Source organism: Bacillus sp. JJ1562 (assembly GCF_036962705.1).
GTDB lineage: Bacteria > Bacillota > Bacilli > Bacillales > Bacillaceae_L > Ferdinandcohnia.
In genome coordinates this window covers 14,824-27,140 of sequence record NZ_JBALOQ010000020.1, presented here as the reverse complement: position 1 = coordinate 27,140, position 12,317 = coordinate 14,824, and the positions used below count along the sequence as shown (strand labels likewise).

The following is a 12,317-nucleotide window of genomic DNA, read 5'->3' as shown; positions in this document are numbered from 1 at the left end:
CCTTGAGGTCCTTGAGGTCCGGTCTCACCTTGAGGTCCTTGAGGCCCGGTCTCACCTTGAGGTCCTTGAGGCCCGGTCTCGCCTTGAGGCTCTTGAGGCTCAATCTCGCCTTTACTATTTTTTAGATCATTAGATAGTTCTTTGTCATGTTTATTCTTTTCTTTATAACGCTTTTTTTTCTCATGACCCACTCGATCACCTCCTTTCTCAATATATTTATGTATCTATAAGAAGTGATGCTTGGCCCCTTGACCCATATAGCCAAAATTAATTTATCTAATATTCCTGTTCACAACAAAATAATCTCTCCCAAGGTATGTGGATATAACTCACCTAACGTTCACGAAGAAATTATGAACGGATCTAATTACTCGACTCAGTAAATCAATCCGGAAAGTTTGAAATAAAATTATGGATTAGATATACTAGAAATATAAGTAATACTAATGATTCTTAGACTGCATTTTATATAAAAACTTATGTCTGAGATTTAATTAATCGGAAAGGTGGAAATAAAATGAGTACGCTTGTAGTAGAAGAAAGAAAAAATTTAAATAAGTCCAGTTTAAAAAAACTAAGAAGTGAAGGGAAAATCCCTGCGGTTGTTTATGGAAGGGCTATTAATACAGAATCTATTTTGATTAACAATGCTGATTTAAGAAATGTAATCAAGGATGTTGGCAGAAATGGTATTTTCTCACTAAATCTTGATGGGAAATCAAAAAATGTGATTTTAAGAGATTATCAGAATAACCCTGTAACGAAGGAAATTCTTCATGTAGATTTTCTTCAAGTTAATAAGGATACTGAAATTGATACAAAAGTGAGTGTAATTCTAAAGGGAACATCTAACGGCGAGAAAGCCGGAGGGGTTGCGAAACAATTTCTATACGAATTGGATATAACAGCAAAAGCGAATGATCTCCCTGATAATATTGAGATTGACATCACTGAATTTGAAATCGGTCATGCTGTAAGGGTAGAAGATATTAAAAAGGAGTATAGTAACTGTACAATTAAACATGAAGATGATGAAACGATCGTGATGGTCGATTATGTGAAAGCTCCAACAAATGAAGAGGAAGAAACTAGTGAGGTTGAAGCTTCAGTTTAATCTGAGGGTCTCTCATCAGCTTACATAGCTGGTGGGAGACCTTTTTTATATAGCAAGTCAAAAAAATAAAGGTTAGAGAAGATGGAGTTTATTAAGTTGCTCTGCTCCATCCTTTAGGGCAGGAAAGAAGATTTCTTTTATTTGTTTTTCAGAACTTCTCATCATATTGGTTGAAATGTTCATCGCTGCAATCGCTTCGCCTTTCCGGTTAAAAATAGGGACTGCGATTGAACGTAGGCCTACTTCAAGTTCATCATTTCCTTCTGTATAACCAAGCTCTCGGTATTTTGCAAAATGCTTTTCTAAATCTTCATATGTGGTAATCGTTTTTTCGGTAAATGCTTCTATGGTTGCGGACTTCCACGTTCTCAATCGTTCAGACTCTGGTAGCCAAGCTACTAGCGCTTTTCCCAATGAAGTTGCGTAATAGGGCAGTCTTGAACCTACCCGTAAATTGGCTCCAATAATTCGCTCGGCAGCGTTTACTCGTAAAACATAAACAATTTCCGATCCGTCCAATATAGCCAGGTTTGTTGACTCTTTCACTTTGCCAGCAATTGATTCGAGTATCGGTAGTGCAAGGTCAGGCAAACTGAGTGTATCTAAATAATGAGCGCCTAAATCCAATATTTTTGGGCTTAGCTGAAATCTATTATCTGGAAGTAAGCGTAAGTATCCTAATTCGACCAAGGTTAAAGCAAATCGTCTGGCAGTTGCTTTATTGATACCAGTTTTATTTTCTAAATCACGGAGAGACATATTCATCGTGTTTGAATCGAATGCATGTAATACTTCAAACGCTTTTTCAACAGAATGTACAAAATAATTAGGCCTCGTACTCATTATTTAATTCCTTCTCCTTTGAACTCCTATATAACAGGAGTATTATACTATTTATTAAATTCAGATTGCTTTTAATATTTCAACTCGTTATAATAGGTTAAGTACTCATAGCGTACTATAGTACGTATAGTGTACGATATTCTTTCAATTATTTCAATATTTAAATATTAATCGCTTACTTTTTAAAATAACGAAATGTAAGTGGTTACAAATGAAAAAGGGGATGTACCATGAACAAAGTTGTATCTATCAAAGAAGCAATTTCACATATAAAAGATGGACAACGAATCGCGGTCGGAGGATTCGGATTAGTTGGAGCTCCCCTTCAATTAATTGAAGCAATGTCGGAACATAATGTTTCTAACCTGACTATCGTAAGTAATAATCTAGGAGAACCTGGTGGAAAGGGACTTGGGAAACTATTATTGCAAAACAAGATTTCCAAGGCGATAGGTTCCTATTTTACAAGTAATATAGATGCCGTCAAATACGCTAAGGAAGGGAAACTTGAGGTCGAGCTTGTTCCGCAAGGTACGCTTGGTGAAAGATTGCGATCTGCTGGAGCGGGAATTGGGGCCTTTTATACACGAACTTCTGCAGGTACGTTATTGGCAGAACATAAAGAATCCCGGATCATTGATGGAAAAGAATATGTGCTGGAATACCCACTGCATGTAGACATTGCACTAATTAAAGCAAAGAAAGCAGATAAACTTGGCAATCTTGTCTATTCTAAAACAGCACGTAATTTCAATCCCGACATGGCAATGGCTGCAACGATTACAATTGTGGAAGCAGAAGAAATTGTTGAAGTTGGCGAGTTAGATTCAGAACATATCGTGACACCTCATCTATTTATTGATTACATCGTAAAAGGAGGTAAATAACGAATGATTAAAACACTAACAGCGAAAGAGAAAATTGCAATGAGGGCTGCAAATGAAATAAAAAATGGCAGCGTTGTTAATCTGGGAATCGGCATCCCTACATTAATAGCCGACTATATAGGTGATGAAAAAGAAGTATTTTTACATACTGAAAATGGATTGCTGGGAGTTGGACCGGCCCCTTCAAATGGAGAAATTGATCCTGAAATAATCAATGCTGGAAAGCTTCCTGTGACTGCGCAACAAGGTGCATCTTATTTTTCGTCATCTGAATCGTTTGCTATGATTCGAGGCGGACATATAGATACTGTTGTATTAGGAGCGTTGCAGGTAAGTGAAAACGGGGATTTGGCAAACTGGGCAGTCCCTGGGAAAAACATTCTAGGCGTCGGTGGAGCAATGGATTTAGTCGCTGGTGCAAAAGAAGTCATTGTCACAACACAGCATTGCGCGAAAAATGGAGAACCGAAAATTGTTAAGAAATGCGATTATCCTCTTACTGCAAAAAATGTAGTGAGTACACTCATTACTGAATATGCCGTATTTCGTTTTATTGATAATGAAATGGTGTTGCAGGAGCTTGAAGAAGATTGGACAGTTGAAAAGTTGAAGATGATAACGCCTGCTCATTTTACAGTATCCTCTGCACTAAAGGTTTATTAAGTAAATAAAGGAGTGGTGAAAGTGAATCATGAATTTGTGATTGTTAGTGCAAATCGAACAGCAATCGGACGATTTGGCGGACAGCTGAGAAATGTTACATCTGGTGATCTAGCTGCAGTGGTTATAAAAGACGCTCTAAAAAGGATTGATCTGTCTCCAGATCTAATTAATGAAGTGATTTTAGGAGAGGTAAGGCAATCCTCGGAGTCTTCTAATCTAGCGAGAGTCGCAGCATTAAAAGCTGGGATATCGATAAAGTCGTCAGGGTTTACGGTAAATCGGCTTTGCGCTTCAGGTATGCAATCCGTTATTTCAGGATTGCAACATTTAGCATTTCATCCAGATGAAATTGTTATTACAGGTGGAGCTGAAAATATGAGCAGAGCCCCCATTTATTTACGAAATTCACGATTTGGTGAAGGGAACCCATATCTTGTAGATTCCAATCTGGAAAATGGGCAACAGCCAATTGAAATGTATGGAAAAGATTTAGGCATGGGCATGACGGCTGAAAATGTTGCCGAAATGTACGGAATTAGTAGGGAAGATCAGGATGAATTTGCCTTGGAGAGTCAAAAAAGAGCAAGACATGCATGGGATTCTGGAAAGTTTGATACTCAAATCGTGCCGGTTGAAGTGAAAACACGAAAAGAAGTGAGCCATTTTGCAAGAGATGAACATATGCGAGATACAACATTAGAAAAGCTGGCATCCTTAAAGCCAGTCTTTAAGCAAGATGGTACAGTTACTGCAGGCAATGCTTGTGGACGAAACGATGGAGCGAGCGCACTAGTTATCATGACAAGAGAAAAAGCGAATTCACTCGGTCTAAAGCCTTTAGTGAAAATTAAAAACTGGGCTACTGTAGGGGTGGATCCGAGATATATGGGAATTGGACCTGTCCCAGCAGTCAAAAGCCTGCTTGAAAAAACAGGCATGCAGATTCAAGATATCGGATTATTCGAGTTAAATGAAGCGTTCGCTTCACAATCTCTTGCAGTCATTCGGGAAACGAGAATGGACGTCGAGAAGGTCAATGTTAACGGTGGAGCTATTGCACTAGGCCATCCACTAGGAGCTACAGGGGCAATTATACTGACAAAGCTTCTATACGAAATGAAAAATCGAAATGAACAATTTGGCGTCGCAACCCTTTGTGTTGGCGGAGGTCAGGGAATGGCCATCATGCTGGAATCAGTTCAAACGTGATGGGCTCTTCATAATCAAATCTTAGGGGGTAACACGATGCAACCGGAATATAATAAGCAACTTCTTCCACCAAAAACGATTGGTGAAAAACTAAGAAATATCGGTCCTGGAATTGTAGTAGCAGCAACAGGGGCTGGTACCGCAGATTTAATCACTTCGCTCGTAATCGGTACACAATTTGGGATGACATTTGTATGGGCGATAATTGTAGGGTCGGTGTTAAAGTATTTTTTGAATGAAGGCGTAGGAAGATGGTACTTATCGACCGGAAAAACCATGTTAGAAGGCTGGCAACAGCTTGGTAAATGGGCTACGAGTTATTTCGGTGTGTATTCGATTATTTGGGGATTTGTATACGGTGCTGCTGCAGCTTCAACCTCCGGAATGGCGATGCATGCGATGTTTCCAATTATGCCGATTTGGGCATGGGCAATCATACACGGTGTTGGTGGATTCATACTAATATGGGTAGGACGCTATCTCCTTTTCGAAAAAGTGATGACTGCCTTAATTGCTGTAATGTTCATTACAATTATTGGTACAGCTGCTTTATTTTTACCGAGCTTTGGTGACTTTGCATATGGTTTCGTTCCTCGTATACCACAAGGTTCCTTTATCCTTATGCTGGGATTGATCGGCGGTGTTGGTGGAACAATTACGATGGCTTCGTATGGGTATTGGCTAAAAGAAAAAGGATGGAAAGGTAAACAGTGGGTTGGAGCGATGCGTACAGATGCAAAAATCGCATACATCCTTACTGGTGCTTTTACATTAGCTGGTCTTATAATTGGTGCACAATTCCTAATGGGAACGGGTGTCAGCATTCGGGATGACCAAGGATTGGTTAAGTTAGCTGATATGCTAGGAGCAGAGTTCGGAACTCCGATGAGATGGATGTTCCTAATCTCTTTTTGGTCCGCAGCCTATTCATCCCTTCTTGGTGTATGGAATGGTGTCCCATATCTGTTTGCAGACTTCATTAGAACCGTTCGTAAGAAGAAAAAACAAATTGGTAAACAAGAGGTTTCAACAAAAGCCCCAGCATACCGATTTTATTTGTTCTGGCTGACATTTCCTCCTATGATCCTATTCTACTTCGGAAAACCAGTGGAATTAATTATTCTTTATGGAGCTTTAGGTGCTCTATTCATGCCGTTCTTGGCATTGTCTTTGCTAATTTTACTAAATTCTAAAAAGCTAGAAGTCGAGTCTAGAAATAAATGGGTGCCAAATACAATCTTAGTTAGTTGCTTATTAATGTTCGGATACCTAGGTATTCAAGAGCTAGTTAAACTTTTTGCTAGATTTTAAGTGAAATACCTTTATTACGAGATTGTAAATGTCAAGATACATATATAAAGACTAAAGTCACATTTATTCTTTCAAAAATACCTTATCATAGAAGGCCCTTCATCTGTTTATTAAACTGATGGAAGGCCTTTTTTTATTTTTACTTTGGCACAATAGTATTTCCTAAATCTATTTAAATAATAATAGATTCAGTTCTTAGGTACAAAGTCTTAATTTTTAGTTTATTAAGAAACTTAATATTAAACTAATAGATGATTAACAATACTCCATTAATGTTAAGGTGAACGTTGCGACTAAGATCGGAACGAAAAATAATAGAATGGAGTGTTGACAGCGTGATATCCGTAATGAAAGAAAACAAATCATTGCGTTATTTCTTTACAGTTGCTCTCATCTTACTAATGGTAATTTCAAACTTAAGTCCATTTGTAGGAACAGCGTCGGCAGAAGTAGCTGAAGCACAGTCAGACAAGCTTTTACTAGACAGAGGAAGCGTATGGAAGTATCTTGATGATGGAACCGATCAGGGTATAGCATGGAAGGAAAAAGACTTTAATGATAGCGAGTGGAAAAGTGGTGCTGCGCCATTAGGCTACCCAGCTAGTGAGAGTCACGGTACGTTTGGAAAGATTGCTACGATTATTGGATATGGTAGCGATTCGCAAAACAAGCATGCCACATCTTATTTCAGAACAACATTCGAAGTAGAGGACTTATCAAAAATCAGTACTTCAGGTTTAATCACAGCTGGCATTGATGACAGTGCGATCATTTATCTGAATGGAGAAGAGATTGCTAGATTTAATCTTCCAGAAGGTGAAGAGATTCAATTCAATGACTATGTTCAGGATTTTGGATTAAATGATGCAAGTGAAAGTAGTGATAAAACCTTTCATTTAACTGAGGAGCATATGTCCTACATAGTAGAAGGTACGAACGTACTTGCTGTAGAAGTACATCAGGATAGACCTTCTAGTTCAGACGTATTTTTCGATATGCAATTTGAAACAATCTATGTAGATCCAACTATTTACAATGCATCTAATATTTCTTTCGCACCAGGGGCAGATGAAACAAAGAGAAATTTCTCATGGTATTCTCCAAAAACGGATGTTCCAGGTGTAATTGAATATGCAAAAGTAACGAATGGCAATCCCGAACCACCAATAACTGTTACAGCGACTCTAGCAGAAGCATCTTCAGGATACCAAGCAAACGAAGTAACAATTACTGAACTTGAAGCGTCGTCAGAATATGTCTATCGTTTAGGCGATGGAAATGGAAAATGGTCAGATACATATAGTTTTAAAACTCAGGCAACAGATTCATTTAATTTCCTATTCTTGGGTGACCCACAAATCGGTTCTTCTGGTAATATTCCGCGAGACACTGCTGGGTGGGTAAACACGTTAAACAAAGCAATCGAAGAATTCCCGAATACAAGCTTTATTCAATCAGCAGGGGATCAAGTAAATGATGCAAACTCAGAAGAAGAGTACACTGGATTTTTTGCACCAGAGCAATTAAAACAATATCCGACTGCAACAACAATTGGTAACCATGACGATACAGAGTATTATGAGTATCATTTTAATACACCAAATCAAAATCCTCTATTGGGAAATAAGGATAATTCTGGCGGAGATTATTATTTCACGTATGGCGATACACTTATCATGAACTTGAATTCAAATAATAAGAATGCAACTGAGCATATTCAGTTTATGGAAGAAACAATTGAAGCAACAAAAGGTCATGATTTTAAATGGAAATTTGTTGTTTTCCACCATTCAATTTACAGTGCAGCAAGCCATTCTCTAGAAGCAGGCATTATTAAATTAAGAGAAGACCTTGTTCCGACCTTTGATAAATTAGAAATTGACGCAATCCTAATGGGACATGATCATTCTTACGTACGAACATATCAAATGAAGAATCTTCAGCCATTAAAGAATCAAATGGTTGCCGAAGATGGCAGTGTGATTAATCCAGAAGGTACATTGTACTTAACTGCAAACTCTTCAAGTGGTAGTAAATATTATACTTTAAAAGATCCTGAATTTTATTCAGCAGACAGATCACAATTAAGAACGCCAACATTTACGAATATTGATGTAACACCAACGAGCTTAGCATTTACGACATACCGCGTAGATACAATGGAAGTTACAGATACTTATAAAATTGTTAAGGATCCTTCGATTGAGGTTGTACTTCCAGCACTTGAGTCAGTTTCGCTTGAAGCATCTGGCAATGTTGTTCCAACAGAACCCACAACATTTTATCCAGAAGTGGGACTTACTGTTTCAGGTGAAAATGTGGATGGTGGAGTGTATGATATTGCTTATGATGACATTACGTATAAAACAAATCCAGAAGGCCAACTTTCTATTTCCAAAGATGGAAAGGTAACTGTTGAAGCAGGTGCAAAGGCTGGGGATGTGCAAGTATGGGCAGAAGTAGTAAATGAAGGAAAAACATTTGCAACAGAGAAAGTAACCATTGAGATCGTTGAGCATGCTGAACAAACTATTTTTGAAAAATGGAGTAACTGGAAGTATCTTGATGATGGGTTAGACCAAGGTTCAGCATGGAGAACAACAGACTTTGATGACAGTGGCTGGAAGAGCGGTGGAGCACCACTTGGATATTCAGCATCAGAAAATCGTCCAATGTTTGGTTCCGTGAATACAGTGATTAACTATGGTTCAGATGCAAGTAATAAAATTCCAACTTACTATTTCCGAACAACATTTGAAGTAGAAGATTTATCGAAGATTGGTGATGTTGGTCACGTTAACTTCGGGATTGACGATAGTGTCATTCTATACTTGAATGGTCATGAAATTGGCAGACATAACTTACCAGAAGGCGAAATTGGATTTGATAAATATTTATCTGATTTATCGGGTTCAAATGTCGCAGATGAAAGTAGGTATGAGACCTTTACATTAGACGCAGCAGATTTAGCTCATTTAGTGGAAGGTACGAACGTATTAGCTGCTGAAATTCATCAGGACCGTCCAACAAGTTCTGATATATACTGGGATATGGAATTCATTACTTCAGTAAAGAATGAGACAGCTGAAGAGCCAATAGCTCCCGAAAAAGTATATGATTATAAAAATTATAATACTGGAAAACTATTGATTCATGATTCAAGTGTCTCAGTCACACTTGATGCAAAATCAAACATCAAAAATGGTGTTGTATTCACGGGGAATTATGCAGAATTCCATGGCGAAGGTTTTGCAAATACAACAGTGACAATCAAACCGAAAAAAGACCGTCCTACAGTAATCGACTTTAAAGGTACAAAAGTTAAAAAAGTCATTATTGAGGGAAGCAATGTTGAAATTAGAGGCGACGAGAATGTGCAAGTTATTTCTCCAGCAAAATAAATAGTAATAATCAAAAAAATGCAGTTCCTACTATTGGAACTGCATTTTTATGTTGATGAAATTTGGATATCAATATCGAATTATCAGTTTTATTGTATTATCTTACAGAAAAATGACATTGATACTTTCTGAATATAATGTATACTGTAATAATTAATAAAATACTAATATTTAAAAAAGGTGGATTATTTTATGAATATGCTAGCAAGAATTAGCACCGTAGCAGGTAACACTTTTATCTATTGGGTATTACTATTCACGGCTTTAGCCATGATGTTTCCAGGCGGCTTCACCTGGATTGCTCCTTATATCTCGATTTTACTTGGAATTATTATGTTCGGGATGGGATTAACGTTATCTGTTGAAGATTTCAAGTCCGTATTCAAACAGCCTCTCGCAGTGTTCGTAGGAGTGGCTGCTCAATACATTATCATGCCGGGCGCAGCTTATCTACTGGCCGTAGGGTTAAATCTCCCTCCTGAAGTGGCTGTTGGTGTTATATTGGTAGGTTGCTGCCCAGGAGGTACAGCATCAAATGTCATGTCGTATCTAGCAAGAGCCAATGTTGCCCTGTCAGTAGCTGTTTCATCGGTTGCGACTTTGGTATCACCAATCCTAACCCCTGCACTTATTTACCTATTAGCGAGTCAGTGGCTTCCTGTTTCAGGAAAAGATATGCTTCTTTCAACGGTTCAAATTGTTCTTCTTCCTATAATTTTAGGTATCATTTTTAAATGGATTTTGAAGGACAAAGCAGAAGAAGGTGCGAAAGTCCTTCCGTTGGTCTCTGTAATTGGAATTGTCGGTGTCATCTCAGCAGTGGTTGCTGCGAATAAACAAAATATCCTGGAATCCGGTTTGGCCATTCTTGGTATAGTCATTCTTCATAATTTTGTAGGATTACTATTAGGATTCTTAATTTCAAAATGGTTTAAATTTCCATACGCTGATCAAAAAGCAGTCTCAATCGAGGTTGGGATGCAGAACTCAGGGCTTGCTGCAGCACTAGCAACTGCCCATTTCTCTCCACTTACGGCTGTTCCAAGTGCGATTTTCTCGGTGTGGCATAATATTTCTGGGCCATTGGTTGCCACTTACTGGGCGAAAAAGGCAGAAAAAGAAGAACAGAAAATGAAACAGGATAAAGATGGAGAAAAAGTATCCTAATAACATTCAAAGCAGTGATCAAACTCCCTTTGGTCACTGCTTTTATATTTGTCCATTATAACCATTCAAAACTAGTTATTAGTGTTTTTACATACCAATTATCATGCCAAAGAGGCAGTTCTTATAAAAATTTTTAACACAAAACGATTATTCTATAGGGAGTGGTCTGTGCGGGGATACTAAATGTAGCAGGTCCATAGATCACAATTAAATCTCGGTTCACTGGGGGCCTTGTAAAGGACTGCCCATTTGTTAATACGATTGGAGTGTAGGGAGAGATATTTAATTGTAATTGTCCATCGCTACTCACCAACTGACTATTAAAATAATCTACTTTTACATTCTGATTTGGATTATCTTTTACCATGACGAGAGCATTATATTGTGGGGGATAAATAAGAAGAGCGGGTGCATTTCCATCATAATATCCAGTTACGCGATCTCCTACTACCACCATTACATGATCGACAAAGTAAGTAGTAGGTGATACTACAAAATTTACGATAGCTCCCAATCCGTTTTCTACAGTCATTAATTTATAACAGCCTTCTCCACTGTTTTGACCAGTATTAAAATCACTAATCATAGTGACAGTTCCATGGAAAGAAAAGAAATTTGTCATACACATACCTCCAAATGATAAAGCTACAAAAAATCCGCTTAGTAAAGCCTGATTAACTTTGTTCCAAGTATGGCTGTTGTCAATCTTGATGAAGTAAATTGTGTTCCATCCCATGATAAAAGATTTTCGATATACCCTAATGTATCCGCGTTAGAAGTACCAATAATACGTTGATATGCAAGTAAATCATAATTTGTACTATTTACATTTGTTACTATAGGATTTAAAATACCTAAAGCAAGAACTTCACCCCTTACAGGATTTTTCAATTTTCCATTTACATCGTAAATCTGTGATAGATAGTCATAGCCTTTATAGCTAATGTCAAGGGTGAAAAATACCCCTAATGAATGATCCACTACACTTACCTTATAAAAATCTTCATAAATTACTTCGAATTTATAGTCATTATTATAGTTTTCGAAATCAAACAATTTTAGCGGAACACTATTTCTAAAACTGTAGATGTAAAAAAAACCATAGCCCCCACTTCCACCAGACTCAATACTTACGAAAATATCTAATATGTTATCTTTAGAAAAATCCCCAAGGAAGAGCTTAGCATTGTACCCAGCATTATTTTGGAGATTAATTGTCGATACATGGTTTGAACGTCCATCTTGAATTACTAGTGTAATATTATCTGCAAAGATATCTGTTTCAGATTGTTTATTTCCATATAAGTAGATGTAATCCATGATACCGTCACCAGTAACATCACCTTGCTTCATGTCTAGTAAAACTATGTTCCTAGAATACGTTCGGTAACCATACGAATGTTCCTGAAATGGCTTGAACAAATGAACCCCTCCAAAAAATCCTCTTCATAACCCATATGAAGGGGAAAAGTAACCGAAATCTTGATCAAACTCATCATCATAATCTGTATGAAGGGGAAAAGTAATCAAAATCTTGATCAAACTCCTCTTCATAATCTGTATGAAGGGGAAAAGTAATCGAAATCTTAATCAGACTCCTCTTCATAATCTGTATGAAGGGGAAAGGTAATCAAAATCTTGATCAAACTCCTCTTCATAATCTGTATGAAGGGGAAAAGTAATCGAAATCTTGACCCAAGTCTTCTTCATAACCTGTATGAA

Annotated in this window: 11 protein-coding genes; 7 read left to right on the top strand and 4 right to left on the bottom strand. The window is 37.6% G+C overall.

Going from position 1 to position 12,317, the window contains the following annotated elements:
* Positions 1 to 191 (bottom strand): hypothetical protein (locus V7097_RS13735; RefSeq protein WP_335704192.1); only part of this gene is annotated, 191 nt, incomplete at its 3' end.
* Positions 192 to 517: 326 nt separating this feature from the next.
* Between V7097_RS13735 and V7097_RS13730 the strand changes: the two genes are divergently transcribed.
* Entirely contained in the window at positions 518 to 1,114 is a 597-nt protein-coding gene (locus tag V7097_RS13730; RefSeq protein WP_335704191.1) for a 50S ribosomal protein L25, read from the top strand.
* A gap of 72 nt (positions 1,115 to 1,186) precedes the next feature.
* On the opposite strand, the gene V7097_RS13725 is transcribed toward V7097_RS13730, so the two are convergent.
* Positions 1,187 to 1,957 (bottom strand): IclR family transcriptional regulator domain-containing protein, encoded by a 771-nt coding sequence (locus V7097_RS13725; protein WP_335704190.1) that lies wholly within the window; start codon positions 1,955 to 1,957, stop codon positions 1,187 to 1,189.
* A 230-nt stretch (positions 1,958 to 2,187) separates the two neighbouring features.
* Here V7097_RS13725 and V7097_RS13720 point away from each other — a divergent pair, with 230 nt between their 5' ends.
* From V7097_RS13720 to V7097_RS13695, 6 genes are all read left to right on the top strand, one after another.
* Positions 2,188 to 2,844 carry a CoA transferase subunit A gene (locus V7097_RS13720; protein ID WP_335704189.1) on the top strand — a complete coding sequence of 219 codons (657 nt, stop codon included), beginning with the start codon at positions 2,188 to 2,190 and terminating at the stop codon, positions 2,842 to 2,844.
* Positions 2,845 to 2,847: 3 nt separating this feature from the next.
* Positions 2,848 to 3,507: a 3-oxoacid CoA-transferase subunit B gene (locus tag V7097_RS13715; protein WP_335704188.1), complete on the top strand. Its 660-nt coding sequence runs from the start codon at positions 2,848 to 2,850 to the stop codon at positions 3,505 to 3,507.
* Between the two features lie 21 nt (positions 3,508 to 3,528).
* Complete coding sequence (locus V7097_RS13710) at positions 3,529 to 4,716, top strand: thiolase family protein (protein ID WP_335704187.1); 1,188 nt, start codon at positions 3,529 to 3,531, stop codon at positions 4,714 to 4,716.
* 36 nt (positions 4,717 to 4,752) lie between these two features.
* The gene (locus V7097_RS13705) at positions 4,753 to 6,027 is read left to right on the top strand and encodes an Nramp family divalent metal transporter (protein WP_335704186.1); all 1,275 of its coding nucleotides are present in this window, start codon (positions 4,753 to 4,755) and stop codon (positions 6,025 to 6,027) included.
* Between the two features lie 335 nt (positions 6,028 to 6,362).
* Positions 6,363 to 9,428 (top strand): metallophosphoesterase family protein, encoded by a 3,066-nt coding sequence (locus V7097_RS13700; protein WP_335704185.1) that lies wholly within the window; start codon positions 6,363 to 6,365, stop codon positions 9,426 to 9,428.
* Positions 9,429 to 9,620: 192 nt separating this feature from the next.
* A complete protein-coding gene (locus V7097_RS13695; protein WP_335704184.1) occupies positions 9,621 to 10,595 on the top strand; it encodes a bile acid:sodium symporter family protein in 975 nt (324 codons plus the stop codon).
* A 133-nt stretch (positions 10,596 to 10,728) separates the two neighbouring features.
* Here V7097_RS13695 and V7097_RS13690 read toward each other — a convergent pair whose 3' ends face one another.
* Both V7097_RS13690 and V7097_RS13685 read right to left on the bottom strand, forming a co-directional pair.
* Positions 10,729 to 11,217: a hypothetical protein gene (locus tag V7097_RS13690; RefSeq protein ID WP_335704183.1), complete on the bottom strand. Its 489-nt coding sequence runs from the start codon at positions 11,215 to 11,217 to the stop codon at positions 10,729 to 10,731.
* 38 nt (positions 11,218 to 11,255) lie between these two features.
* Entirely contained in the window at positions 11,256 to 12,017 is a 762-nt protein-coding gene (locus V7097_RS13685) for a VCBS repeat-containing protein (protein WP_335704182.1), read from the bottom strand.
* Positions 12,018 to 12,317 lie beyond the last annotated feature (300 nt).